This window comes from Geomicrobium sp. JCM 19055, assembly GCF_000698185.1.
GTDB lineage: Bacteria > Bacillota > Bacilli > Bacillales > Marinococcaceae > Geomicrobium_A > Geomicrobium_A sediminis.
Map to the genome: position 1 here is coordinate 92,402 of NZ_BAXL01000012.1, position 25,887 is coordinate 118,288.

A 25,887-nucleotide genomic window follows, 5' to 3' on the forward strand; every position below is an offset into this window, starting at 1 on the left:
GGGATCAGATTGTGGCACAAAATCATCAAAAAAACCAATCGCACCGTTGAAAATATAACTGCTCTTTTGCTTGCACTCATGGTTCTCGCTGTTTTTGTGCAAATCATTAGCCGTGCGTTATTTAATATGTCATTTCCTTGGACCGAAGAACTTGCCCGCTATCTTATGATTTGGGTTACCTTTCTCGGTGCTAGTTTCGCTTTTCAGTACGGCGCACATATTAGCATAGAAGCTTTCGTTACGAGACTTAAAAAAACAATGGTCACAAATCCTTCACGTCGTTGTAGCCATTGTCTGTACAGTATTCTTTTTTATCTTAATCGTAAAGGGCATTGAAATGATGGATCGCTCTATGATACAGCGATCAGCAGCACTCGGCATTCCGATGGGCTATGTGTATAGTGTCATCCCACTAAGCGGTTGTTTAATGATTCTTAACCTGTTTGACGTCACTATGAAAGCACTTAAGCAACCAGAACAAACCGATTCGACAAAGAAGGGCATCGAAGGGGTGGAATAAATGGTTATCCTTTTATTTGTCGCACTATTCGTATTATTCCTGATCAACGTCCCGATTGCGATTGCCCTCGGCCTTGCATCTGTCATCGTTTTCATTGCAAGTGGACAAACCGACTTAATTACGTTACCTCAACGAATGTTCGCTGCCTTAGACTCGTTTCCATTAATGGCAGCACCTTTCTTTATTTTAGCTGGGAAGTTAATGGAACACGGCGGAATCTCGCAACGCATCGTTGACTTCGCCAAAAGTCTTGTCGGACAATTTCGCGGCGGATTAGCACACGTTGCAATTGTCTCTTGTTTAATCTTTGCCGCCCTTTCAGGTTCGGCATCCGCAACAACCGCCGCAGTTGGTGCGATTTTAATTTCATCCATGGTTAAAAACGGCTATGACCGCAACTTCGCAGCTGCAGTTAATGCAGCTGGTGGAACGACTGGGATTATTATTCCACCTAGCGTACCACTCGTGTTGTACGGTGTTTCAGCAGGAACATCGGTTGGTGCATTGTTCATCGCTGGGATTTTGCCAGGCATTATGATTGGCTTGTCGTTAATGCTCGTCGCTTATATTATCTCTAGAATTAAAGGGTACGGAGCCGCTTCAGAACCAACGAACATCAGAAAAATCGGCACGTCATTTAAAGATGCTTTTCTCGCTTTGCTCATGCCCATCATTATTTTAGGAGGTATTTACGGTGGCTTTTTTTACACCGACCGAAGCCTCGGCAATCGCGGTTGTATATGGATTTTTAGTCGGTATTTTTGTATACAAACAATTAACACTTGGCGTTATGCGAAAAATACTCGTAGAATCTGCCGTCACTTCGTCTGTTATTATGTTCATCATTTCGACTGCAGCTTTATTTGGAATGATCTTAACACGAGAGCAAGTTCCTCAATCATTTGCAGGTTTGATTATGGACTCAGCATTGTCTCCAATTATGATTATATTGCTAATCAACGTTATGCTTTTATTAATCGGAACGTTTATGGAAACGATTGCGTCTGTTATCATCCTCACACCGATACTCCTTCCGATCGTTACTAGCATCGGCATGGACCCGGTACACTTTGGTATTATCATGATCGTTAACTTATCGATTGGTCTGATTACCCCACCTGTTGGTGTATCATTATTTGTTGCAGCACAAGTCGGAGAAACGAAGTTTGAAGGTGTCGTACGAGCGGTCACACCATTTCTGTTGATGATGATCATTAACGTGCTCATTGTCACGTTCTTCCCTTTCCTAAGCATGGGCTTACTGCAGTTACGGCAATAAAAAAAACGATGAATGGCACTTTGGCCGTTCATCGTTTTGTATTATTGTTCATGAACGGTCGGCTTCTTAAGCGTTGCACCCACACGCTGTTTTTTGAGGAGTGGGTATAGCTTTAAGAATACAGGCACAAAAACCGCACCAACGACAATTCCTTTAATTAAGTTAAAAGGTAAAATACCACCTAACACCATCGTAAGCATCATACCGCTAGAAAGATCCATTCCAACGAGCCATACATACGCCGGTAAGAAGATAAAGTAATTTAATACACTAAGAATTACCGTTAAGGACACTGTACCGACACCAATTCCGAGTACGAGACTCTTCGTCGTACGGAAACGACGATAAATGTAAGCAATCGGCAAAACGAAAGCTAAACTTGCCATAAAGTTCGTAACCATACCAATTGGATCGCCTGCTCCCATAAACAACGTGTACAGCGCAATCTTAACCCCAGCAACTGCAATGCCTGCAACCGGTGAGAATAAAATCGCTGCTAAAAGAACTGGAATCTCACTAAAATCCAAACTCAAAAAGTTTGCCGGTAAAAACGGAATTGGGAAACTAATAAACATAAACGCAGTTCCCATCGCACCTAATATTGCGTAACTTACGAGCCGAAACGTCTTTGTTTGTTGATTCATAACTCATCTCTCCCTTCTTCGGTAAAAAAAGGGATAACAGAGGCATCATTGTTTTGATGATAAAAATGAGAAAAGCCCCTTTGCTTAAAAACAAAGGGGCTTAATTATCAAAACAAATGATTCGCAAAATAAACATGTATCAACAACTGATACAAGCTTAGAATCGCAAACGATTCTCTGCAATCTTCTCCCATCCAGACTTTACTGTCGGCTCTGGAATTTCACCAGATCAACCACTTAAACATTTAAGCAGCTCACGGACTAATCACAACGATCGTGAATCACCGCCGGTCGGGAATTTCACCCTGCCCCGAAGACCAATTTATTTTATTATGTTTCTATCCTACTGCACTTTATTGATAACGTCAAGTCGTTTACTCGGATTTAATTCTTTTTTTTCTGAAAAGTCTTACGCATGCTCGCAAAAAGCTACAGAACCGAACAGGTTTAGTTTTCATCCAGATGGGTACCCTTTCTAAGACAAAAACGCGCAAGGAGGCACATATGCACATTCGATTTGGGTTTGTTTCTAATGCTTTACATCTCTATGAAGCATCCCCTGCAAAAACGATGACGTTCTCAAGATTCAAATCATTAGATCCAAAAGATGCCCTATCACAATTACACGCGATTACCGAAGAAAACTTACGTCGCACTCGCCGCATTCTTCTTTACACCGTCGCACAACAAATTCCATTGTATCGTTTTTCTTCATCAATTGTTCCGCTTGCGACTCATGATGAAGTCGATTTTGATTATATTACTCCTTTTAAGCACTTATACAAAGAAATTGGCGAAATTGTTAACTCAAATCAATTGCGGACGAGCTTCCATCCGAATCAATTTACGCTATTCACAAGTCCAAAACAGCATGTCACCGATAACGCAATCAAAGACTTAACGTATCATTACGCATTAAGTAAAGCAATGAACCTTCATGAAGACATTCGCATAAACATCCATGTTGGTGGCACCTACAATGATCGCTCTGAAGCGCTCAAGCGCTTTTCACACAATATCCAATCAATTCCTAAAGCGATTGCAAAGCAGATGACATTTGAAAATGATGATAAAACGTATACAACGACTGAAACACTAGAACTATGTGAACGTCACGATTTCCCGATGATGTTTGATTATCATCATTACGTGGCAAATCATGATGATAATGAAGATCTACACGAACTGCTCCCTCGTCTGTTTAAAACGTGGGAAAGAACTGGTCAACCACCAAAAATTCATCTTTCTTCTCCAAAGTCAGACAATGCTTTTCGTAGTCATTCAGATTATGTAAACATCGACTTTATACGTCCGTTACTTGACGTATTAAAATCACTCAACACGTCTGTTGATGTCATGATTGAAGCAAAAGAAAAAGACCGAGCTTGCCTTAAGCTAATTGAAGACATCACAAAAATTCGCGGATACAAGCGCCATTGTGGTGGCATTGTTTCACGATAAAAAAACTGCGACTGCACGAACAGGTGAACCGTCACCGTCTTTAATTTTAAGTGGTAGCCCAACGAACAAAAACGGTTCTAACTTAGGAAGACGCTCTAATGAGACTAAATTTGTATAGGTCACAATTTGTTTCTTTAATAGCGCGCGCTCAAGCTTCTCGCTAATTTCACCACCAACAAATGGAGGATGAGCCTTTACAATTTGTTCATAGTGATCAAGATCAACAGCATCCGTAAAGATTAATCCCGTCTTTTCTGGAAATGGACGTCGTAGGTCGACCCGTACAGCTTGACCGAGGAACTGCTGAAGTGGAATCTCACTTAACGTTAAGCCACTTTCATGCATATGTGAAAATGCATCCACATGCGTGCCCGTATGGCTACCCATTGACAGTTGGCGAACAACATACTCATCCTCACTAAGGGTACAAACCGTATTGATTGTAACTTCTGGATCTCCAGGGTAAACTTCCATTCCATCATGAATGGTCTGACTTAAATCAATTACCTTCATGCTAATCCCCCAATGCGGTGATACGCCTCGCAAAGCGAGGCGTTTTTAGATGACATCGTATCCTTGATCTTCAATCTCTTCTACGATTGCTTCTTTCGAGATCGTTCCTTCGTTGTACTCGACCGCTACTTGATGCTTGTTTAAATCTACGTTAACACGTGTCACACCATCAAGTTGACCAACACTCGTCTCGATTGCTTGTACACAGTGATTACAAGACATTCCTTGTACTGAAAATAGATCTTTGATATCGATCCCTCCTCTTCTCTATCGTACCATGTACAACAGCACGATCAAAAACCTCCCGCTTCTCATGTTCATTTCTTAACGTCTTATGTTCGTTCACCGTTCTCTCATTCATTACTTATAATTAACTCCGGTACACTCACGTACCATGGTTAGTAACAAGACGAGAGGTGAACAAAATGATAACGATAGATCAAGTGTCAAAGTCATACGGAAAAAAACAAGTTATTAAAAACGTATCATTATCAATTCCAGAAGGTTCTTGCTTCGGTCTCGTTGGACCAAACGGAGCGGGAAAATCTACGTTGTTAAAGTTAATTACGATGATTTTGTCAGCAGACCGCGGTGAGATTACGATTGCAGGGGAAAGTACGAAACGAAATTCTGCAAAAATCAAACAACAACTTGGTTACGTTCCTCAAGACATTTGTTTAGAGGAAACGTTAACGGTCGAAGATAATTTAAAGTTTTTCAGTCAAGTTTATAATGTTCCTTCAACCATTCAAAAAGAGAGAATAAATCATGTTCTCAAAACGATTCAATTAGAAGATCGCAAAAAAAACGATCGTAAAACAATTGTCTGGCGGCATGCAACGCCGTTTAAACATTGGTTGCACGTTGCTCCACGATCCGATGCTATTAATTATGGATGAGCCAACTGTCGGCGTAGACCCTCATTCACGAAACGAAATTTATAACGTAGTCAAAACGTTAATCGAATCGAATAAAACCGTAATTTATAGTAGTCACTATATGGAAGAAATCGAGAAACTTTGTGACCTCGTTTGTTTTCTTAATCATGGAGAAGTAATCGATATGAATTCCCCACAAACGATTAAGCAAAACAACGCAAAAAAAGCCGTGGAAGTATCCATTAATACAAGTGACCTCAAACATTTCCAACATTTAGGGGAACCAAAAGAGACTAAAAACGGCTATGTATTTCCTAGCGACGATCCATTGCGACTCATTCATCAACTGACAACAATAATGAAAGAGCACAGCATTGACGTACACCATTTACAAATGGTGACTCCCTCTTTGGAAGACATCTACTTACAAAAAACAGGTCAATCATTATCCGAGGAGGGTCAGTCATGAATGCCCACTTTTCACTTGAGTTAAAGAAAATGCTTCGAGACAAAGGGCTGGTTTTTTTGGACCTTGTTGTTACCCATTTTCTTCATTGTCATTTTCGCATCCATTTTCGGAAATCAATCAAACACAACGTCACTCTCACTCCATGTCGTTGTAACTGATTCCACGACGTTAACAGATCCATTCATTGAACAGCTACAGCACATTGACACGATTGACCTTGAACAAATTGATTCAACCCACTCAACAACTGAACTTCTCGAAAGTGGTGACATTTCGACGTTACTTGAAATACATGGTGAGCAACTAACGCTTCATTATGATGGTACACAAGAAGACACTGCTGGCGCGCTTTATGGCGTCATTGACAATGTGTCCCAACAACTACATTTACAAGTAAGCCAGCAAAACGTAAGGAATGCTGTTGGTGAGGAGGTTTTCACTGAAGAATGGTTTACAGCGCCGTTTCAACTTGAAGCAGTAACGATCGACGACCAGTCTGTTGATGCAATTACACACATCGTACCAGGTTACGCGGTTATGTTTACGTTTTTCATCTGTATATCAATGGTATCTTCACTTTTAAAAGACCTTCGTCAAGGTATGATTTCAAGACTTGCGACGAGTCCAAAACACCCGTTACATTATTTACTCGGAAAATGGTTAGCATTTATCGTTGTCGTGTTATTGCAACTTGTTATTCTTCTGAGTTTTGGATGGTTCGTATACGATGTTCAGATTGGCAACCTTATGGCGATCTTCACACTCTCACTTGTTCTTTCAATGACAGCAACTGCCATTGGTTTACTCATTAGCATGGCTGTTCGTTCAGAGAACTCTGGGATCGCCATTACCCAAGTACTCGCTTTAGGAGGAGCGATCGTTTCTGGATTGTGGATGCCGATCGAGTTTATGCCAAATTTCGTCCAACAAGCGAGCGTTTTCTTCCCGCAATATTGGGCTCATCAAGCATATTTAGAAGTCATGTCATCAAGTGGAACACTTGTAAATATTCTTCCTTCATTAGTCATATTGCTAGTGTTTACAATCATTTGCCTAACAATTGCCCTTTTCCTTTATCCTCGTTTCCTTCGGGATGCGGCCTAACACGATAATACGATGGATATTCATCTCCTGCTCCGTTATACTGTTAGTAGAAGTTGCATGACAGGGAGGTTACGAAGATGGATGAGGAAGTAGAAATGATGGAACACGAACATTCCAAACACCCTATTGAACCGAATGCTGATAAAGAACGTATGTTAAAGCGATTACGCCGTGTTGAAGGACAAATCCGTGGATTACAAAACATGGTCCAAGACGATCGCTATTGTGTAGATATATTAATTCAAATTAGCGCAGTTCAAGCTGCACTAAAGAAAGTCGGGTACTCGCTTTTAGAACACCACGCCAAGACATGTGTTGTCCATGACATTAAAAACGGCAAAGAAGAAGAAACGTTAAATGAGCTCATGAAAGTCATTGATCAATACGCAAAGTCATAAAGAAAACCTCTGCATCATGCAGAGGTTTTTCTTTATGACTCAATTTCTGAAACTTGCGTAACGATTATTGTCTCATAAATTGGCGTTCATCTTCGTTTAAACCACAAGCTCCACATTGAATTCGATTATGTGGTCCTTTATAAGGAAGGTGAAACGGATCAAGATCGCTTTGCTCATACGACTGAACAACATCCCCGTTCTGAGGATCTAATTTCACCGCCTGCGGTGACTGTTCAATAATGTGAAAACGCGTTTTATTCGTTTTACACGCTGGACATACGTAATGACTCATGAATCATTCCTCCTGTTTTCGTTAGATTGTCCAAAACGACGATTCTCTATCCTATTTGAATTAAAAAACTCCTCTTAATCACTGACAACGTTATAGAAATGACGTACTCACAATAAAAAAAGCGACTACTGTGGCTACGCTTTTTGCAAACGTTGCCACAGTAGTCGCTTTTTCAGTACATAATTTATCCGAGAATCTGAGGACCAACAGGTCTCTTTTTCATCACTCTGGTGCTACAACGACACCACAACCGATTCGATCACCCGAGTCTCCTGTTGAGCGTGTTTCCTCATCTGCACCTGGTGCGTCGCTCTCACTTGATTGGTAGCGATCTGGAATATTCGCGAAATTGTCTCGACCTTCATGAATAATCAATGATACATCGTTTTCTAGTAATTGTTCTGGTGTAAATTGATCAAGCATAAATGTCGCTTGAGCGGTTCCATCTTCATTTACGTAAAGTGATGGCAAATCGCCTGTATGATGTCCATGATCATGGTCAGATAAAGAGAAATGACCACCTGCACTCATAAAAGGACCTTCCTCTGCATCAACTTCGCACACTCCATTTTCATGAATGTGGTACCCATGGAACCCTTCAGGTTTTAAGCCTTCTACTTTCGTATGAACGACCGTTTTCCCTTGGCTATCTTGGTAAAAGTTCGCTTCACCAATTTGATCATAATTCGTATTCACAACCTCTGCAACGGCAGTTGGTCTAAGCGGAGCGTGGTCTTGCTGTGTCGCGCTTACTTCATAAGCTTCTTCATTTTCAGGTGCACTTTCGTCATTTGCACAACCTACAATTAACATCGCAAGTAAAACGACTAAGAGCTTCTTCATAAAAACGCCTCCCGTTCGTATACTCGTATCCTTGACACAAACAGGTGGCGTCTATACATGCAAAACTAGTTATTGTTCAAAAGAATAGACTCGTTCTCCATGAATCCACGTGCTAACGAGCGTCGTTGTATAAAGAAATGGATGCCCCGTCCAAATAACAACATCTGCATCCATTCCCGAATTGAACTCACCGACTTGACCTTCTAACCCTAAATGCTTTGCAGCGTTAGACGTGATCGCACGAAACGCGGCGCTTTGTTTTAGACCCGCTTTTACTGCCTCACTTGCGCTTTGAACTAAATAATTAATAGCGATAACAGGATGGTCTGTGGTGATCGCATAGTTCATGTTGCGAAGTTCAAACTCCATCACAGTTTGCCAACCTTTGTTTTTCGTTTCTACTTTCGATTTAGGTGACATTGTCGGACCGACAGAGATGGAAACACCTTGTTCTTTCAAGAAATCTGGAATGTAATGACCTTCTGTTCCGTGTTCAAGCGTTAACTTAAACCCAAACTCTTTTTGTAAACGCAGCGCTGTGATAATGTCATCTGCTCGATGAGCATGTATTCGAAACGGTATTTCTTTACGAAGAACTTTAGCGAGTTGTTCATAGCCTAAATGAACGTCTGCGTTGCCTTGTTTTCGTTTTTCTATGTAATCGATCGCTCCATAAAGCTGCTCACGAAAAACTGCTGCAACTCCCATACGTGTAATAGGACGTTTTCCCTTTCCTCCATACACACCTTTAGGATTTTCTCCTAAAGCTGCTTTCATTCCAGACGGAGACTGAATGACCATTTCATCTAAGATCTCCCCTGCCGTCTTCATCGTAAACATTTCTCCACCTATGACATTTGCACTTCCTGGTAACACTTGAACTGTCGTGACGCCAGATGCTAATGCATGCAGAAAACCTTCTTCACGCGGATTGCACCCGTCAAGCGCTCGGATTTCCGGGGTGGCAGGATGACTCGTCTCATTAAAGTCAGCACCTTCCTTACCAATTCCTTGTTCGCTAACCCCTAAGTGCGTATGAACATCAATCAAACCTGGTGTTATGTAGCCGCCTCGTACATCGATCTTTGTGGCGTCTTCAGGAATCGTATCTTCGCCTACAATATCAACAATTTTGCCTTGATCAATGAGTAAAGCCGATTCAGTAACTTCAGTTCCATCCCCTTTTAAAATCGTTCCATTATAAAAAGCTTTCATATCATCGCCTCCTCTATTATCTAACAATAACAAAAAATTCCCTCAATGAGGGAATTTCTGACGATTAATTTGCGATATTTAATTGCAATTCCTCTTCTAGCATTTCCGCAATGTAACGAAACTCTTGGTCAGTGTCTTTTCCTGTTAATACTGTATAATAGTTCAATGCTTCCATTATTTTTAGTAGTTGGTCTGCCCGTGTTTCTTTATTCATAACCAGTCCCCTTTCCCCTTTTCAGCATCATCCTATCACATCCATCGATCAAGCTTCTACATATTTGACAAAAAAATGTCTGTATATTTATCTTTTTTTGCAACATTCGACAAAACAAAGTGCTCAACTGAGGACAAGAAGAAAGTCACACATCAAAAAACCGTATTCTGCTACTAGTAGCAGAATACGGTTACGTTATTATACTCATACGAGTCATAGATTCACTTATGGTGTCCCGTACTGGGCTCGAACCAGTGACCTCCACCCTGTCAAGGTGGCGCTCTCCCAACTGAGCTAACGGAACATTATTAACGACAACTATATTGTATGATAGATTCTAAGCACTGTCAACATCTTCCTCCCGAAAAAACAGGTCATGATTACTGGTTTGTTTTCATAGGTATAAGGGTACTTTTCAATAAGGCCAAAACGCCAGGAGGTACGCTATGCTTTGGACAATCATTCTCGTGATTATCGTATTATGGCTATTAGGCTTTATCGCTGATGTTGCAGGCAACCTTATTCATATTTTACTCGTCATTGCACTCGTTATTTTTATATTCCAATTATTAACAGGACGAAGATAAAGAGAGACCGTCAAATTTGACGGTCTTTCTTTATGAGAACCTTCCACCTTTTTTTCTTTTTCAGTTGGTTCATTTTGGCAGAGATTCTTGCCTTTTGATCTGCGGTTTCTTCATGATTAATTGCAATGTCCACAATTTGATCGTTCGTGATTTGAACGTCAAGAACTACACCATCACTAGCTCCTTGAGGTAACTCATTTTCTTTTACATGATATTCTTGTTCATTCTTCCCGACTAATAAGACTGCAATCCCGTCTTCAATTCGATCTAGAACAGCACGCTCTGTAATCACTCATCCCTCCTAATCATCAAAGCAAGCCAACCCTTGTTGCTCAATCGATGCAAGGTGCTCCTGCCCAATTCCTTCGATACGTAAAAAATCATCATATGAAGTGAAAGGTCGCAAGTTTAGGATTTGTTCTGCTCTTGCAGGACCAATTTGGCTAATTTCTTGTAATTCTTCAACAGTCGCACGATTTACTGCTACCATGCCAGCGTAACACGTACCGGCATCTTTTTCTTCACTTGCTTGAACTGAATAATCACGACCGTTTGTTTTTACAACGATATTGCCTGAAACGTCTGTTCCATACACATTTGCACCAATTGCCTCTAGACGAGCTAACACATCATCATCTGGATGGTCAAAAGCATTTCCTTCACCTGCAGAATAGATCGCTAAACTCGGTTCCACTGCATGAAGGAACGCTTCACTATTAGATGAATTTGAACCGTGATGTGATACTTTTAGTACATCACTTTGTAGAGAAATATCACGCTCTAACAGTTCATTTTCTGCACCTTCTTCAATGTCACCCGTAAATAAAAAAACTTTGATCACCGTAAGCGACTTTTATGACGAGGGAATTGTTGTTTTTGTGTTCTGTAAGTGTTTCAGGATGCAGAACCGTAAACGAAGCATTCCCGTAAATTTCTGAGTCCCCGTGTCTCGGTTCTTCATAGGTAACATCTGCGTTAAGGATTGCATCAACGACACGCTCAAACGTTGCAGTCGTATGCTCATCCCCGTTCATCCATACTTCTTTTACATTAAATCCTTCAATAATTTTATCCATTTGACCAATATGATCTGCGTGAACGTGTGAACCGATTAATAGATCAATTTCTTTTACGTTTTGTTCTTCTAAATAATCAACAACATCTGTTTGATCGTGTCTACCTGTATCAATGAGTGCTGTAAAATCCTCCGAATGCAAAAGCGTCGCATCGCCTTGACCAACATCAATATAGTGAATGTATAAATCCGGCAATTCATATTGCCCTCGGTTTGGATAACGTCCATCACCATCATCATAAGCAGAATTCAAATTCAAGTACTGCAAACGACCTAATTCATCATCAGGAATGACATCTGGAGAAGCTTCTTGGCAACCTGTAATTGTCATTAAGAAAAACAGAATAAAAAGGAATACACTACGTTTCATCATCTCACCCTTCTCGTTTTTGTTAGTGTTTTCTTGCGAGAAGGGATTTATCCTAATAAATGACAAACGTTAACAGGGAACATTTCCCGCTACTTCAGGCGATTCTTTTGTTTGATTAGTTCTTGGAACTTCTGATCTAATGACGCTTTCTCGTCTTCATCAATGGTTGTCGCAAGTCACTTAATGTCTCTGTCATTTGCAAGTCTAATTGCATGTGGTCCAGCGCTTCTGGTTCATGTGCAGTTTCTACGTGTTTCACATCTTTTACCCTTGCTTCATCTTTACTTAAATCGAGCGTATGACTCGCAACTTCATCAATAAATTGGCGATCATGAGTGACAAAAATGATTGTACCTGGGAAAGCGATTAATAATTCTATAAGCGCTTCTTTAGCAACGTAATCAAGGTAGTTCGTCGGCTCATCTAGAAACAAAACGTTGTGCTCGCCGAGTAACGTCATAATGAGTGACAACTTCACCCGCTCACCACCACTTAGGTAAGCGGCTCGTTGATGCACCTCATCACCACGGAATTGTAGACGAGCCAAAACCGTACGTACAAACGACTCTTCATAAGGACTATGATCTAGCGCATTTTCTAAAATCGTACGAGCCCCATCAACCTGTTCTTGATGTTGATCAAAATAACCGATATTCGCCGCTTTACTAACCGAAAAGCGTGTTCGGTCTTTATACATGTTACGCAGTAACGTCGTCTTTCCAATTCCATTTTCACCAATAATTGCTAGTTTATCTCCACGTTGAACGTGACCTGATAGCTTTTTAGCTACATTCTGATTTGGAATTATCAATTGCTGATCTTGAAATTGCACCACGTATTTTGCATTTAGCGGCGTAAACTGCGCAGCATTAAAGACGAGCGCTGCTTCAGTTTTAGGTTTTTCTTTCACTTCTAGTTGTTGTATTCTTGAATCGATTGCTTTTCCTGCCCGATTTAGCTTCGCTTTCGTTTCACCAGCGCTACGCTTATGCAGGCGTGCCTCTGAATTCCCCATCCGTGAAGGAGCTTTTTTTACAGAGGCCGACTTTTTCTTCACTCCTTCAATCGATTGTTGCAAACGCTTCTTTTCTTTCACATATTGATCATATTGAAAAGCTTGCTCGTCAACCCTCTCACGTTTTTGCTTTTTGTACGCATCATAATTGCCGCTAAATGCCGTCAACTTCCCATCGTCTAATTCCCAAATCGTCGTGCAAACATTATTTAAAAACGCGATATCATGCGACGTAACGATAACGGTACGAGATTGATTAACGATTTGTGCTTCTAATTGTTCAATGCCAGTAACATCAAGATGGCTTGTCGGTTCATCCATAATGAGAAGTTCTGCCTCCGTTGCAAACGCATGTGCAATCTTCAAACGAGTCTTCTCCCCACCGCTGTTCGGCGTCTGTGGTACATTCCACAAATGTCTTTCTTTGTGCTCAGCTTCCAAAAGAGGCAGATCATCTTCTTGAGGTACAAAAGCGGACGTACCTTTAAGAATCACTTCACCTTCGTTAACGGATTTCATGTTGGCTAGCACTTGTAACAAAGTCGTCTTTCCAACACCATTCTTGCCGACCAACCCGATTCGTTCACCTTCATATACGTGCAACTGTTCAATTGAGAATAATGATTTCCCTTTGACTGAGTAACTTAAATGATTTGCTCTTAATAACAAAAAAAATCCCTCCAGCGTTGCCTAGAGAGAGTTTAATTAATCCATTATAAACGTACACGAATAAAACAAACGCAAAAAGACGTTTGAATACATTTCCTTCACTTTATTGGAAAGAGTACATTTGGGCAGACTAATCCTATCTCTAGACATAATTCATACATATTTGTATTACTATTGTCTGTTTGTAATAGAATTAGTTCCACATTCGACGTTGTACCTTTCCTTTCATTAAGTTAGCTAAAGCATGCCATACTCCTAATTTATTGTCAACGGTTCTTCAAAATCATCACAAGCCTCGTTAAGTGCATCGCAACGATTAACGCGTATGCAACGAGCATAACCACATCTAACACGAGTGGATTGTCAAAATCGACATAAAGAAGGACGAGCACCAACCTCCGAATACGATAAATACATTAAACAATCCAAACCGATTTAACACATCCATGAAACGTCTCCTCACCCAATTCTTTGAAAAATAACAACTGTTCCCACAACGAGAATAAAAAAAAGCTACGAGCAACACGAAATTCATGTTCAAGAAATGCTCCTCCTTCATTCACTGCTATATCTACTACTTTATCGAACAAGGCAATAAAAACGTAGTCATTTGTCTTGCGTAATTCTTACAGTTTTGCAACAAAGTAAAAACGCACACATCGTGTGTACGCTTACTTTTCGAGTTGCCTCGTTTGAAATGCTTGCTTTATTTGGTCTGCCTCTTCTTGTAATCGTTTAAGTTCGTTCCTGATGTCGTGAATTTCGTATTCCAAAGCGTATAACTCCCAAGTCAATACGACCACACTGATCCTCCTTGATTTCTGGCTCAGTGTACATTATACGCTTGTAATCAACTTGTAAAAAGATGTAATTAGTTTGAATTCGAAATGTTAAACTATCATACGTTTGTAACATTAGTAATCAAAAGTCTGTATAATAATGCTGGAATTCATAGTCTCTAGCTTGTTTTAGGAACAAGGACTTGCTTTGCAATTTCTTTCCCTATTTCTAAAGATGCAGTTGCAGCAGGGGATGGTGCATTGCAAACATGAAGTGAACACTTCCCGTTCACTAAATGAAAATCATCAACCATTTTTCCTTCAACAGTGAGTGCTTGTGCACGAACCCCACTTGGCGCTTTAACGAGATCTTCTTTTTGCACCTCTGGGATCAGACGTTGCAAGCTTTTTACGAACTCATCTTTGTTGTAAGAACGAACCATTTCACCGATGCCCGTTTTCATATATTTGCGCGCAATTCGCCAAAAGCCTCCGTATGTTAACACTTCAGACAAGTCTTTCGCATTAAAGTCCGTCTTGTTGTACCCTTCACGCTTAAACGACAAAACAGCATTTGGTCCTGCATCCACTTCTCCATCAATCATACGCGTAAAGTGAACCCCTAAAAACGGAAACTCTGGGTTAGGTACCGGATAAATGAGATTATTAACGAGGTAACGCTTCTCAGGCTTCAACTTATAGTACTCTCCACGAAATGGTACGATCTTCATATCTAAATGATACCCCGCCATCTTGGCAATACGATCACTTTGAAGTCCTGCACAATTAATGAGGTAACGAGAATGATACGTTTTGTTGTTCGTTCTAACCGTAACAGACTGATTACTTTCTACAATGGACGTCACCTCTTCACTTAGGTGAATGTCGCCACCGCTAACTCTAATTAATTCTGTTAACTTCTCAGATACGTGTTTGTAGCTGACGATTCCAGCCGTCGGAACGCGAATAGCTTTAATACCATTCACGTGAGGTTCGATCTCTTTTAACTGCTTTTCATCTAGGAGTTCAACATCAAGACCATTCGTTCTTCCTCGCTCATACAGATTCTCTAAATTTGTTAACTCAGATTCATCTGTTGCGACAATGACTTTGCCACATATATCCACATCTACGTCATGTTCTTGGCAAAATGCACGCATTGACTCGCTACCAGCTTTTGCGAACTTTGCTTTATAGCTGCCAGGTTTGTAATAAATTCCTGAATGGATGACACCACTGTTATGACCAGTTTGGTGTGAGGCTACTTCTTTTTCTTTTTCGATAACTTGAACCTTTAAGTTAGGGTTGTTATTTAGAAGGTTGTAAGCAACGCTTAAACCGACAATTCCTCCCCCAATTATTGTGTAATCATGCATGTTATCCCTCTCCTATAAACAAGATTCTGCGATGACTTCAACGAGGTGTTTCACTTGAATTTGATGACTCAACCCTTCACGCTCAACACCCATTTTCATTTGTAAATGACACCCTGGATTTGTCGTAATAATTAAATCTGGTTTTGCACTAACGACTGCTGGCATTTTGTAATCTAGAATGTCCATTGACGCTTCGTAGTTCACGATGTTGTAAATCCCTGCTGAACCACAGCAAAGGTCTTGTTTGTCCATAGGGACATAATTTAAGCCAGGGACTTTAGCGATTAACTCCAAAGGTGCATCGACATTTTTTTTGAACATGAGTCATGTGACAAGACGGTTGATAAACAGCTGTATGATGAACGTGGCGATTATAGGTTAAATCGCTTTTTGCCAACACCAAAGAAATGTCCGCATGTTTTTTTTAGAAAAGCGTTCTGCACGTTCTTTCCAAGCGGGTTCATCTTTTAGTAGATGATCATACTCAACGAGCATCGCACCACAACCGCCAATACTTGACACGATGTAATCAAACGATCCGTTTTCAAAAGCTTCAATGTTTTTTTTCGCTAATTGACGTGCTGTTTTGAGATCTCCACCGTGCGACTGAAGCGCTCCACAACACGATTGATCTTTGACAATCGTTACGTGAACGCCTGCTTTACGTAACAGTTGAATGGCTTGGTCATTAATCGTCGAAAACATCGTATCCATTAAGCAACCGAGAAAATACGCGACTTTAACGGTTCCATGTGGTGCGTCTTCTTCGTTAGCTTTCTTTTCTTTGGAACGCTCTGCCTTCGGTATGATTGATTCAAAAGCTGCCATTCCTTTAGGAAGTACCGCATTTAAAATACCGGTTTTTCGTGCAACAAATTGCAAAGGCAACCGTTGATAAGACAATAAGCCGAACTTTGCTATTGCAAGCATTGATGAATGTGGAAGTAGCTTTTCAAAAAGTGCGCTTTCAATGAACTGTTCACGTTTTGAACGTTTCGTTTCTATGCGCAAAACTTCTTTTGCTGACTCTAAAATCGATCCATATTGAACATTTGTCGGACATGCCGTTTCGCATGCACGGCAACCGAGACACATGTCAATTGGTTCTTTTAAATCATCGTAACTAATCTTACCTTCAGCTGCCATTTTCACGAGGTTTATTCGCCCTCTTGGACTATGCGTTTCTTTGTTCATCGTTTGATAGGTCGGGCAAGCAGGCAAACAGTATCCGCATTGAACACAATCAAACGTCTCTTGATAGGCAAGTCGTTTATCAACCATCACGTAACACCAACTTCTGGCCTTTTTCAGGGAAAATCTTTCCTGGGTTTAAAATGTTGTTCGGATCAAAGCTCTCCTTTACCGTCTTCATCATTGCTAGACCTTTTGCTCCGAGTTCCATTTCCATAAACGGTGCTTTCATCGTGCCAATTCCGTGCTCTCCAGATAATGTACCACCGAGTTCAATCGCAGCTTCAAAGATCTCTCCTACAGCTTTTTCTACACGTTTCATCTCTTCTTCATCGCGTACATCCGCAATAATATTCGGATGAAGGTTGCCATCCCCAGCATGACCAAACACTACAAGATCGATGTTATTCGCGTTTTTAATCTCTTTTAAAATACGAAACATCTCTGGAATCTTACTTCTTGGAACGGTGGCATCTTCTGAGATTTTTGTAGGTTTCACTTGCACGATCGCAGGAGAAACGAGTTTTCTTGCTTGCCAAAACTTACTCGCTTCCTCAGCGCTTTTCGCAATTTGTACGTCCCTTGCCCCATTCTTCAAACAACACCCTCGAACTTGCTCAGCTTCTTCTTCAATGGCTAGTGGGTGTCCGTCAATCTCAATTAAGAGTAGTGCCTCGACATCAATCGGCAGCCCTGTCGGTTGATAAGCTTCCACAGCTTTAATTGAAGCTTGATCCATAATCTCAAGCTTTGAAGGGGTGATTCCCTCACGTAAGATCGCACTAATGGCTTTTCCAGAATCGATGAGATCGTCAAATAAAACGAGCATCGTTTTATTTGCTTTTGGACGGGGGACGAGTTTCAGTGTTGCTTCTGTAATAACAGCAAGTGTACCTTCTGAACCGACAATTAGTTTCGTTAAATCATAACCGGTGACGTTTTTGACCGTCTGACCTCCGGTGCGAATAATATCACCATTTGCGGTGACAACTTCTAGACCAAGTACGTAGTCTTTTGTTACACCGTACTTCAAACCTCTCGGTCCTCCAGCATTTTCAGCGAGGTTGCCCCCGATGGTCGAGACATTCATGCTGCTCGGATCCGGGGGATACATCATTGAAAATGCTTTTGCAGCTTCATCGATATGACTCGTAATCACCCCTGGGGAAACGACTGCAATCATATCATCTGGATAAATTTCTAATCGGTCGTCCCATTGAGAGAAATCCAACACGACGCCACCATACACCGGAATTGGACCACCACTTAACGATGTCCCTTGGCCTCTTGGATACACAGGAACATGCAATTCATTCGCGAGCATAATAACCTCTGAAACTTCTTCTGTAGCTGTCGGTTGTATGACAACTTCAGGGATGTGATGTCCGAACGATGCGTCATAAGCATATGACGCACGATCAGACAGTGACGTTAAAATCCGACTTTCATTAATGAGCTGTTTCGCTCGTAACCTTTGAACGAGTTCTGTTGCGTTACGGTTCTCATTCATCCTATATTCATCCTTTTTTTAATCCAGACTCGTATCACCTAGTTTTTTACGAACATTCGTAATGTGTGTATTCATTGCTTCCCTAGCACCTGACGCATCCTTTTTTTGTATAGCTAAAAATACGTTTTCGTGTTCTTTATAAACGTCTCTACGCTTCTCGGTTTTGCCAACATTAAATCGAAGGGAATACTCAATCGCTTGATTTAACAGCTCACCGATGTTTTCAAGTGATGACACGAGAAAGGGATTCTTTGATGCACGTACAATTTCATAATGAAAATTTGTATCGGCTTCACTACCAATCACCGTTTCATCTTGAACCGTCTCTTTAAACTGTAATAATGCGGTTTCCAAACGAACGAGATCTCGTTCACTCGCACGAGTCGCTGCGAGCGCTGCCGCTTCTGTTTCAATAATGTGACGCATTTCTAGGAGGGAATGTACTTCCTCCATAGAAACGAGTCCCATTTTCAAATTCGAGAGCATATCGACGAGCTTCACATCTTTCACCCATCTGCCGCCACCTTGTTTCGATTCAATAACACCTGCTGCAGTTAATACGCTTAGTGCTTCACGAATCGGTGAACGACTGACTTGAAATAAGTCAGAAAGTTCTTGTTCAGAAGGTAGTTTCACCCCTCGACGGTACGGTTCTTCCTGAATCATTTCTTTTAGTTGTTCTAACACTTGTTGTGAAATGTGTTTACGCTCGATTAAAACTTTGCTCATTTGATCACACCTTTTAGGATGTCATGTTTACTGCTTCCTCACGTTTTGAACGCATCATATGCCAAGCCATCGTTAATCCAATTAGAATAAATCCGATGACATTCGTCATCATACCTGGAGCAATTAAAAGAATTGCACCAACGAAGAAAGTAATTTTTTCTATTAATTGCAAATCCGTTGATAGATAGCCACTTAAAGCGACAGCCATCGCGAACACTCCAATAACACATGTCACAACCGTGGTTGTAACTGTCAGAGCATTCACTGAGTGTGTACTTGTCTCTTGTAGGACCATCACTGGGTTGTACGCAATCATAAACGGAATGATAAACCCTGGTAAAGCTAACTTCACAGATGTCCAAGATGTCTTCATTGCATCTGCACCTGCAATACCCGCTGCTGTGTATGAAGCGAGCGCCACCGGCGGTGTAATATTCGAAAGTGCACCAAACCAGAATACGAAGAAATGCGCTGCAATTGGGTTGATGCCCATTTCAATAAGTGCTGGTGCAGCAGTTACAGCAACGACGATGTATAGAGCTGTAGAAGGAAGACCCATACTTAATACGATACACGTTACCATGACGAGTAATAACGCAATCCAAAGCATGCCATTCGCTGCATTTAAGACATTGTATGCAATCGCTGATCCAAGTCCTGACATTGTGACAACAGCGATAATGATTCCAATGGACGCACACGCAAGCCCTACTTGAACAGAACTTTTAGCCCCGCCAATAAACGCTTCTTTAACTTTTGAAAGGTTTACTCGTGTTTCCTTATCTTTCGTTAACCAACTTGCAACAATTACTGAAATAATTCCAGCAAAGCCTGCAAATAACGGTGTATACCCTGCAAGTAACGTCCCAATTACGATGAGAATCGGAAATAGCAAAACTCCTCGTTCTTTTAACACCGTCCACACTTGTGGAATGGAGTCTTTACTCATCCCTTTTAGCCCTTGCTTCTTCGCTTCTAAATCAATCGCAAACACAAGGGCAATAAAGTACAAGAATGTCGGGATAATTGCCGCAAATACAACGGTTGCATAAGGCACCCCAAGAAACCCTGCCATTATAAATGCGGCTGCACCCATGATCGGAGGCATCATCATACCACCAGTAGATGCCGTTGCTTCAACGGCTGCCGCGTAGTTACGCTTTAAACCAACTTGCTTCATTAAAGGAATTGTAAACGCACCTGTTGTTGCAACGTTTGCCACTGCACTACCATTTAATGAACCAGTTAATGCACTAGAAATAACAGCCACTTGAGCAGGTCCACCACGTCGTTGACCAGCAACTGCAATGGCTAAGTCATTAAATAACTTAGAAGCTCCACTAACACTTAAAAATGCTCCAAACAAAATAAAGATTACGATATACGTAGAGGCAATTGACAACGTTAACCCAAAGACCCCTTCTGTTGTCATGTACACTCTATAAAGCAAACGTTCAATGCTAAACCCTGCGTGACCGAACATCCCTGGAAAATAAGGACCAAAAACAGCATAAATCATCGCCGCGCCAGCTAGAATTGGAATGAACGTTCCGAGTGTTCTTCTTGACGCTTCAAGTAGTAGAAGTACTGTAATAATTGCAAAAACATAATCAATTGGAATCGCTTGTGAAACGCGATCAATATGGATCGTCGTATAGAAAATTAAAATATAACCTGTTCCTATTATACTAATAATTGCTAGCGCAAGGTCGATTTTTGTGAATCTTTTCATATTTCCTTTTTTTACGAGCTGGATACAACAAAAACGCTAAGATAAGTAATAATGCCAAGAAGATAATGTTTCGGTAGATCTCCTGAATATTCATTAGACTATTTACGTAAATGGCGAACCCAGATAAAAGAATTGCAATAACAGCCATCGTCTTGTATTGCCAACCTTTTAACTGTCTTCCCATCATTGCTTGGTCTTGCTCAACGTCCTTTTCTTTAACTTCAGTCGCATCATTTACAGTCATTACATGTCCCCCTTAATCCGTTTTATTATTCTGCCTCTGGAGGAATTAGTTCCTCGGGAATGTCCATTCCAACTTCTTCAAAATACGTATACGCCCCGATATGTAATGGCACTGAAACTCCGTCTAATGCCGTCTCTAAAGACATTGCTTTTGCGGAATTATGAACTTGATACATCGTTTCTAAGTTCTCAAATAAAATCTTCGTCAATCGGTAAACGCTTTCATCATCAAGGTGTTTATCTACAGCTAAGATATTTGATTGCGCAATCGTTTCAATCGGTTCTTCTTGTCTTGGATAGGACTCTTCCTCAATTGTGTACCTAAAAAAGACCGGCTGTCCGTCATTAATAGAATCTAATTGGTCGTCTGTTACTTCGAGTACACTAGCATTGACTCCACTTGCAAACATATCTGTAATAGCTGTTACTGGGACCCCTGCTGGTAAAGAACCTCCATCTAATCGACCGTCACGCATGGATGAGATCGTATCGTCGTAACCAAGATAATCTGGTGAAATATCTTGAATCGAAAGATCGATTCCATTAATTAAGGCAAGCGTCGACTGTTCAGTTCCACTTGCTTGTGGTCCGACAGAAAATGACTGACCTTCAATATCAGCGATCGTACCTGTTTCAACATAATTGTTCATCAAAACAAAGTGTTCAACATTGGCCAAAGCATTGTAATGGAACGTAAGTCTTCATAAGCGTTCCCTTCAAAAACCGATGTTCCTTGATAAGCTTGGTCAGCAATTAGCCCTTGGAGTATTGCGAATTGCGCCTCTTCTTTTCTAAGTAAGTCAATATTTTCCACAGAACCGGCTGAAGACTGACCTGTTGCGCGTATTCCTTCGTCGATCAACTCTTCTGTCCATAAATTCCCCATTCCTACGCCAATTGGATAATATGTACCGCCTGTCGATGCTGTGGCAATTGAAAAATATTGATTTCCTTCATTACAAGATGCCAACAGCATTGACGTACTAACTAGTCCTGCAAGAATCGTTGTTTTCTTGAGCACCTAAATTCCTCCCCTTTATGTAAGCGCTTAAGTAAGTTGTATGACAAGTATACAACTTATTGGACAGATTACAATATAAATATTAGATAATTAGCTGTTTTTTTTAATGAATTAACAAAAAAAAGAACCCTGCAGGTTCTAATTACGGTTTATAAACGTACGATACATGCCTCTTAGACAGTTCTGAAGATCGATCATTGACTCGCTAGCTTCCAGTTAATAAATTCTAAGTAAGACAGTTAACTCTTCAATTTCTACATCAATTGCTTTTACACATTCGTAGTGTTCATGATCATTTAATCGATCTTGAAATTGAACGAGCCATTCTAGCTCCCTTAGAAAAATCTTACGGTCTTCATAGCTCATCATTAAAGCCCCAATTCAGCGCTAGTATATTTTTATATACCCATTATACATGAAACCGAAACGATAACTAGATGAATCGTCATAATTTCTATTTTGGAACGTTTAACTCTAACCATTCGTCTGTTTCTTCAAAGCCGTACTTTAAATAAACTGGCCTTCCTAACGCAGATGCACCGAGCCATAACTTATGTACTCCCCGCTCTTTCGCTTTACTCACAGCAAGATCAAGCATTTTTGTTCCAAATCCTTTGCCTCTATGTGTTGGTTTAGTATACATGTTCGTAATATACCCTTTCACACCACTTACGTTCGTATAGGTAGGAGGAAATTGATAAAAGACAATCGCACTCGTAGCAACGATCACACCTTGTTCCTCAGCAAGCCATTGGATGAGGTCGCCTGACTCAATCTTGTCCACGAAGAACTGTCGCAATTGATCGTCAATATCTTGGTCAGCTGTGATACCCTCATCAATTAATTGCTTCTTTCGTATGTCGATCAAACCTTCTACGTCTTTCAATGTTGCACGTCTTATAAACATGACCTTGCACCTCCATTTGCATTCAGTGCCATCGTATCATATTCACGGATTTGCGTTTCGCTCCTTACGATGTAGGGAATTAAAAAGCCATTATCATAACGTTTATAGGGAGCTAGCGAACATGAAAAAAACGATATGCTGCGCCAATCTTTATTCTCCTTAGCTTGTACATCGGTTTTAATGGCGCATTTTTATTTGATTATATCTTAGCAATGAATGTGTATTATTTTTGGGTTCCATTCGTCGCTTTTACACTTAGCTTTTTCCTTGGTCGGTTCATCGCCCACCTGACGATTGGACGGTTTATAAAAGTCTTCGGAGCGCTTTTTTTGAGTCTATTTTTACCTTTTTTTATACGTTGCAATTCCGATTGACTTGTTACTTATAAGTTTATATTTCTTAGAACTACTCACCTCTGAAGTCGTTAACATTGTTCTTTCGATCGGCTTGGTGACCTTTATAACGTTGTTACTCATTATGTATCGCAATGCATGGTCACCGATTATTCAACATCACACGATTACATCCACAAAAGCTTCTAAAGAATCGTCATTTAAAATTGCTGTCATTACCGATATTCATCTAGCAATATCAATGGTAACCGCCGAATACAACAACTCGTAAAAAAAGTAAATCGACTGAATGCCGATGCCATTGCACTCGTTGGCGATGTGATGGAAGACAATATTGAACCGCTAAAGAGAAATAAAATGTTTGATGAGTTATCTCACTTAAAATCCAAGCTCGGCACGTTTGTTGTGCTTGGAAACCATGAATTTTACGGTCAAGATGTTGAAGAATATATTGACCGAATGAAAGAAGCAAACTTCTCTTTGTTACGAGATGACATTGTTTACCTCGGAGATTCAATCTCAATCATCGGGCGTAAAGATGCTGAAGATCCTACAAATCGTAAACTGGCTAAACAAATGATCAAAGATGTTTCAAGAGAACGATTCGGCATCGTGTTAGACCATCAACCACTTGATCTTGAAGAACTATCAACTAACGATCACATTGACCTTGTCTTCTCCGGTCATACTCATCGAGGCCAAGTCTCCCCGTTGCATTATGTTACGAATAAGAAGTTCCCGCTAGACTATGGAATAAAAACTCATAACGGTACATCAATGATCGTTTCATCCGGTTTTGGAACTTGGGGACCTCCCATTCGACTAGGGAGTCGTTCAGAAATTCGCTTCGTTGATGTTCGTTTTCAAAGAGCATCTTCTTGACTGTATACTTCTTCCAATTTGATCAATACTAAACAAATCAAACCGTCAAGGAGGAAGAAGTATGAGCATCTGGCTAGACGAACACGAACACACCTACCCGAAAGTAGAATCTGATATAGAAGTCGACCATCTCATCGTCGGTGCCGGGATTACTGGAATTACTCTCGCCTATTTGCTTTCTAAGAAGGGGAAAAGCGTGACCCTCATCGATGCGAACCGACTCATGAATGGGACGACAGGGCATACGACAGCTAAAATTACGGCTCAACACGCACTGATTTACGATGAATTCAAATCAAACATTGGCAAAAGCAATGCACGCATTCATTATGAAGGTGCTGTTGATGCAGCAAAGCACATTGAATCAACCATTCAGGAGCTTGCAATCGATTGTGACTACGAAAAAAAAGATGCAATTCTTTATGCTACAAGTGATCGCTACGTTCAAAAGCTTGAACAAGAAGAAAAGGCCTATGATGCATTAAACATTCCGTATGAACATGCGCAAATTGATATGCTCTCATCTAAGAAAGCATTAAAAATGGCAAACCAAGCTGAGATGCATCCGACAAAGTACCTTTCTGCACTCGTTCAAGAAATTACTCGAGCAGGCGGAACGATTTATGAGGACACGGTTGCAGTCAACATAAACCACGGTGAACAAACTGTTGTAGAGACGAGCAATGGCAATCAGATCACTTGCTCAAATGTTTACATTTGTACTCACTTCCCCTTTTATGAAGCAGTCATTTTTATTTTTCCAGACTTACCGCTGAACGCTCCTACGTGATTGCGATTGAGCCGATGCAAATGATCGATGACGGAATGTATTTAAATCCTGAATCACCCAATACGAGATCGATACGTAAAGCATCGCATAAAGGGAAAGATGTGCTATTAATCGGGGGTGAGAGTCACAAAGCAGGACAAGGGAAAGCCGTATCCCATCATTACTTAGCTTTAGAGAAATTCGCTGAAGAAACGTTCGGGATCAAACAAGTGATTGATCGCTGGTCTGCGCAAGATTTAACGACGCTTGATAAATTACCGTATATCGGACCGATGCATGACGATTACCCGAATATCTTTGTGAGTACAGGGTATCGCAAATGGGGAATGACCACAGGTACACTCGCTGCTATGATTTTAAGCGACTTAGCAGAACAAAAACAAAATCGTTATGCCGATTTGTATAATCCGAAACGTTTTTATGCAGATCCATCTATTGTTACGTTTCTTCGTGAAAATTTGAACGTCGCTACACACCTGATTAAAGGAAAGCTAGATGGAACGAAGCAATCTTTAGACGAATTAGAACGTGGAACTGGCACCGTATTTAAACATAACGGTCAGCGAAGTGGTGCTTTTCGAGATGATGATGGTCAACTTCATATCGTTGATACGACATGCACACACCTCGGTTGTGAAGTAAACTGGAATGATGGGGATCGTACGTGGGATTGCCCTTGTCACGGGTCACGGTTTTCATATACTGGGGAGGTTATTGAAGGTCCTGCTGAGAAACCGTTACAAACGAAATCGTATACGATGTTCGATGCGATTGATGTCGATCAAGAATCATCCGGTTATTAATGACAACCTAACTCATGGTGATTTG

At 40.8% G+C, this 25,887-nt stretch carries 33 protein-coding genes, 1 tRNA gene, 3 pseudogenes and 1 riboswitch; of the genes and pseudogenes, 13 read left to right on the forward strand and 24 right to left on the reverse strand.

The genetic code is table 11. The annotated features are described in order from the left end of the window. The first annotated feature begins 9 nt into the window (after positions 1-9). The 3 genes and pseudogenes from JCM19055_RS29470 to JCM19055_RS11900 all read left to right on the forward strand — a co-directional run bounded on the left by JCM19055_RS29470 (position 10) and on the right by JCM19055_RS11900 (position 1,799). Positions 10-336, forward strand: coding sequence for a TRAP transporter small permease (locus JCM19055_RS29470; RefSeq protein WP_052366270.1), 327 nt, complete (start codon positions 10-12; stop codon positions 334-336). After that, a complete protein-coding gene (locus JCM19055_RS29475) occupies positions 290-520 on the forward strand; it encodes a TRAP transporter small permease (protein ID WP_265182081.1) in 231 nt (76 codons plus the stop codon). The genes JCM19055_RS29470 and JCM19055_RS29475 overlap by 47 nt, the downstream gene beginning before the upstream one ends. Beyond that, positions 521-1,799 (forward strand): annotated as a pseudogene (locus tag JCM19055_RS11900) (TRAP transporter large permease). A 41-nt stretch (positions 1,800-1,840) separates the two neighbouring features. Here JCM19055_RS11900 and JCM19055_RS11905 read toward each other — a convergent pair. Further along, positions 1,841-2,443 (reverse strand): ECF transporter S component, encoded by a 603-nt coding sequence (locus JCM19055_RS11905; protein ID WP_042359868.1) that lies wholly within the window; start codon positions 2,441-2,443, stop codon positions 1,841-1,843. A 178-nt stretch (positions 2,444-2,621) separates the two neighbouring features. Then, positions 2,622-2,765, reverse strand: a riboswitch (FMN riboswitch). A gap of 182 nt (positions 2,766-2,947) precedes the next feature. Between JCM19055_RS11905 and uvsE the strand changes: the two genes are divergently transcribed. After that, positions 2,948-3,904 (forward strand): UV DNA damage repair endonuclease UvsE, encoded by a 957-nt coding sequence (gene uvsE / locus JCM19055_RS11910; protein ID WP_042359869.1) that lies wholly within the window; start codon positions 2,948-2,950, stop codon positions 3,902-3,904. Here uvsE and JCM19055_RS11915 read toward each other — a convergent pair. Together JCM19055_RS11915 and copZ are read right to left on the reverse strand one after the other, a co-directional pair. After that, positions 3,896-4,417 carry a cyclase family protein gene (locus JCM19055_RS11915; protein WP_042359870.1) on the reverse strand — a complete coding sequence of 174 codons (522 nt, stop codon included), beginning with the start codon at positions 4,415-4,417 and terminating at the stop codon, positions 3,896-3,898. The two genes, uvsE and JCM19055_RS11915, sit on opposite strands and share 9 nt — an antisense overlap. A gap of 45 nt (positions 4,418-4,462) precedes the next feature. Continuing rightward, entirely contained in the window at positions 4,463-4,666 is a 204-nt protein-coding gene (gene copZ, locus JCM19055_RS11920) for a copper chaperone CopZ (protein ID WP_081833653.1), read from the reverse strand. 176 nt (positions 4,667-4,842) lie between these two features. Between copZ and JCM19055_RS23835 the strand changes: the two genes are divergently transcribed. The 4 genes and pseudogenes from JCM19055_RS23835 (at position 4,843) to JCM19055_RS11935 (ending at position 7,266) form a co-directional block, all read left to right on the forward strand. Continuing rightward, positions 4,843-5,316, forward strand: coding sequence for an ATP-binding cassette domain-containing protein (locus tag JCM19055_RS23835; protein ID WP_052366272.1), 474 nt, complete (start codon positions 4,843-4,845; stop codon positions 5,314-5,316). Then, positions 5,252-5,764 carry a hypothetical protein gene (locus JCM19055_RS23840; protein ID WP_152549856.1) on the forward strand — a complete coding sequence of 171 codons (513 nt, stop codon included), beginning with the start codon at positions 5,252-5,254 and terminating at the stop codon, positions 5,762-5,764. Before JCM19055_RS23835 ends, JCM19055_RS23840 begins: the two co-directional genes overlap by 65 nt. Positions 5,765-5,821: 57 nt before the next feature. Beyond that, positions 5,822-6,868, forward strand: a pseudogene (locus JCM19055_RS23845) (ABC transporter permease); the annotation flags it as partial. A 77-nt stretch (positions 6,869-6,945) separates the two neighbouring features. Then, positions 6,946-7,266 carry a metal-sensing transcriptional repressor gene (locus JCM19055_RS11935; protein WP_042359872.1) on the forward strand — a complete coding sequence of 107 codons (321 nt, stop codon included), beginning with the start codon at positions 6,946-6,948 and terminating at the stop codon, positions 7,264-7,266. A gap of 64 nt (positions 7,267-7,330) precedes the next feature. Here the strand turns inward: JCM19055_RS11935 and JCM19055_RS11940 are convergent, their stop codons facing one another. From JCM19055_RS11940 to JCM19055_RS11955, 5 genes are all read right to left on the reverse strand, one after another. Beyond that, entirely contained in the window at positions 7,331-7,558 is a 228-nt protein-coding gene (locus JCM19055_RS11940; protein WP_042359873.1) for a hypothetical protein, read from the reverse strand. Positions 7,559-7,780: 222 nt separating this feature from the next. Further along, complete coding sequence (locus tag JCM19055_RS11945) at positions 7,781-8,401, reverse strand: superoxide dismutase family protein (protein ID WP_042359874.1); 621 nt, start codon at positions 8,399-8,401, stop codon at positions 7,781-7,783. A gap of 69 nt (positions 8,402-8,470) precedes the next feature. Then, complete coding sequence (locus tag JCM19055_RS11950; protein WP_042359875.1) at positions 8,471-9,616, reverse strand: amidohydrolase; 1,146 nt, start codon at positions 9,614-9,616, stop codon at positions 8,471-8,473. 64 nt (positions 9,617-9,680) lie between these two features. Continuing rightward, positions 9,681-9,830: a hypothetical protein gene (locus tag JCM19055_RS27355; protein WP_193745403.1), complete on the reverse strand. Its 150-nt coding sequence runs from the start codon at positions 9,828-9,830 to the stop codon at positions 9,681-9,683. A gap of 228 nt (positions 9,831-10,058) precedes the next feature. Next, a tRNA-Val gene (locus JCM19055_RS11955) sits at positions 10,059-10,134 on the reverse strand. A 142-nt stretch (positions 10,135-10,276) separates the two neighbouring features. Between JCM19055_RS11955 and JCM19055_RS26435 the strand changes: the two genes are divergently transcribed. After that, complete coding sequence (locus JCM19055_RS26435; RefSeq protein WP_152549857.1) at positions 10,277-10,417, forward strand: lmo0937 family membrane protein; 141 nt, start codon at positions 10,277-10,279, stop codon at positions 10,415-10,417. A gap of 10 nt (positions 10,418-10,427) precedes the next feature. Here JCM19055_RS26435 and JCM19055_RS11960 read toward each other — a convergent pair whose 3' ends face one another. From JCM19055_RS11960 to JCM19055_RS12005, 16 genes and pseudogenes are all read right to left on the reverse strand, one after another. Beyond that, complete coding sequence (locus JCM19055_RS11960; protein WP_042359876.1) at positions 10,428-10,709, reverse strand: DUF3006 domain-containing protein; 282 nt, start codon at positions 10,707-10,709, stop codon at positions 10,428-10,430. A 9-nt stretch (positions 10,710-10,718) separates the two neighbouring features. Then, positions 10,719-11,258, reverse strand: coding sequence for a helix-hairpin-helix domain-containing protein (locus JCM19055_RS23850; RefSeq protein WP_052366275.1), 540 nt, complete (start codon positions 11,256-11,258; stop codon positions 10,719-10,721). Next, the gene (locus tag JCM19055_RS23855) at positions 11,230-11,862 is read right to left on the reverse strand and encodes an MBL fold metallo-hydrolase (RefSeq protein ID WP_265182060.1); all 633 of its coding nucleotides are present in this window, start codon (positions 11,860-11,862) and stop codon (positions 11,230-11,232) included. The genes JCM19055_RS23850 and JCM19055_RS23855 overlap by 29 nt, the downstream gene beginning before the upstream one ends. 136 nt (positions 11,863-11,998) lie before the next feature. Continuing rightward, the gene (gene abc-f, locus JCM19055_RS11970) at positions 11,999-13,546 is read right to left on the reverse strand and encodes a ribosomal protection-like ABC-F family protein (protein ID WP_081833654.1); all 1,548 of its coding nucleotides are present in this window, start codon (positions 13,544-13,546) and stop codon (positions 11,999-12,001) included. Positions 13,547-13,812: 266 nt separating this feature from the next. Beyond that, positions 13,813-13,941, reverse strand: coding sequence for a hypothetical protein (locus tag JCM19055_RS29480; protein WP_265182061.1), 129 nt, complete (start codon positions 13,939-13,941; stop codon positions 13,813-13,815). Between the two features lie 276 nt (positions 13,942-14,217). Further along, on the reverse strand, positions 14,218-14,349 hold the full coding sequence (locus tag JCM19055_RS29485; protein WP_255343347.1) for a hypothetical protein: 132 nt from the start codon (positions 14,347-14,349) through the stop codon (positions 14,218-14,220). A 155-nt stretch (positions 14,350-14,504) separates the two neighbouring features. After that, positions 14,505-15,701 carry an L-2-hydroxyglutarate oxidase gene (gene lhgO, locus JCM19055_RS11975; protein ID WP_042359877.1) on the reverse strand — a complete coding sequence of 399 codons (1,197 nt, stop codon included), beginning with the start codon at positions 15,699-15,701 and terminating at the stop codon, positions 14,505-14,507. A gap of 12 nt (positions 15,702-15,713) precedes the next feature. Then, positions 15,714-16,022 (reverse strand): heterodisulfide reductase-related iron-sulfur binding cluster, encoded by a 309-nt coding sequence (locus tag JCM19055_RS31725; RefSeq protein ID WP_370543101.1) that lies wholly within the window; start codon positions 16,020-16,022, stop codon positions 15,714-15,716. A 57-nt stretch (positions 16,023-16,079) separates the two neighbouring features. Then, on the reverse strand, positions 16,080-16,982 hold the full coding sequence (locus JCM19055_RS11980; protein WP_370543102.1) for a (Fe-S)-binding protein: 903 nt from the start codon (positions 16,980-16,982) through the stop codon (positions 16,080-16,082). Beyond that, complete coding sequence (locus JCM19055_RS11985; protein WP_042359878.1) at positions 16,975-18,402, reverse strand: FAD-binding oxidoreductase; 1,428 nt, start codon at positions 18,400-18,402, stop codon at positions 16,975-16,977. The genes JCM19055_RS11980 and JCM19055_RS11985 overlap by 8 nt, the downstream gene beginning before the upstream one ends. A gap of 18 nt (positions 18,403-18,420) precedes the next feature. Next, positions 18,421-19,131, reverse strand: a complete 711-nt coding sequence (locus tag JCM19055_RS11990) for a FadR/GntR family transcriptional regulator (RefSeq protein ID WP_042359879.1) — start codon at positions 19,129-19,131, stop codon at positions 18,421-18,423. A 13-nt stretch (positions 19,132-19,144) separates the two neighbouring features. Continuing rightward, positions 19,145-20,863, reverse strand: coding sequence for a TRAP transporter permease (locus tag JCM19055_RS11995; RefSeq protein ID WP_265182062.1), 1,719 nt, complete (start codon positions 20,861-20,863; stop codon positions 19,145-19,147). Then, positions 20,820-21,107, reverse strand: a complete 288-nt coding sequence (locus JCM19055_RS29490) for a hypothetical protein (protein ID WP_265182063.1) — start codon at positions 21,105-21,107, stop codon at positions 20,820-20,822. The genes JCM19055_RS11995 and JCM19055_RS29490 overlap by 44 nt, the downstream gene beginning before the upstream one ends. Positions 21,108-21,132: 25 nt before the next feature. Then, positions 21,133-22,082, reverse strand: a pseudogene (locus JCM19055_RS12000) (TAXI family TRAP transporter solute-binding subunit). 261 nt (positions 22,083-22,343) lie between these two features. After that, positions 22,344-22,493, reverse strand: a complete 150-nt coding sequence (locus JCM19055_RS27360; protein WP_265182067.1) for a hypothetical protein — start codon at positions 22,491-22,493, stop codon at positions 22,344-22,346. An 88-nt stretch (positions 22,494-22,581) separates the two neighbouring features. Continuing rightward, a complete protein-coding gene (locus JCM19055_RS12005) occupies positions 22,582-23,034 on the reverse strand; it encodes a GNAT family N-acetyltransferase (RefSeq protein WP_042359880.1) in 453 nt (150 codons plus the stop codon). A 375-nt stretch (positions 23,035-23,409) separates the two neighbouring features. Between JCM19055_RS12005 and JCM19055_RS26440 the strand changes: the two genes are divergently transcribed. From JCM19055_RS26440 to JCM19055_RS29505, 4 genes are all read left to right on the forward strand, one after another. After that, positions 23,410-23,658 (forward strand): hypothetical protein, encoded by a 249-nt coding sequence (locus tag JCM19055_RS26440; RefSeq protein WP_152549858.1) that lies wholly within the window; start codon positions 23,410-23,412, stop codon positions 23,656-23,658. A gap of 29 nt (positions 23,659-23,687) precedes the next feature. After that, positions 23,688-24,269, forward strand: a complete 582-nt coding sequence (locus JCM19055_RS12010) for a metallophosphoesterase (protein ID WP_370543107.1) — start codon at positions 23,688-23,690, stop codon at positions 24,267-24,269. A gap of 61 nt (positions 24,270-24,330) precedes the next feature. Next, positions 24,331-25,059, forward strand: coding sequence for an FAD-binding oxidoreductase (locus tag JCM19055_RS29500; RefSeq protein WP_265182068.1), 729 nt, complete (start codon positions 24,331-24,333; stop codon positions 25,057-25,059). Beyond that, entirely contained in the window at positions 25,056-25,862 is an 807-nt protein-coding gene (locus JCM19055_RS29505) for an FAD-dependent oxidoreductase (protein ID WP_265182069.1), read from the forward strand. The genes JCM19055_RS29500 and JCM19055_RS29505 overlap by 4 nt, the downstream gene beginning before the upstream one ends. Positions 25,863-25,887 lie beyond the last annotated feature (25 nt).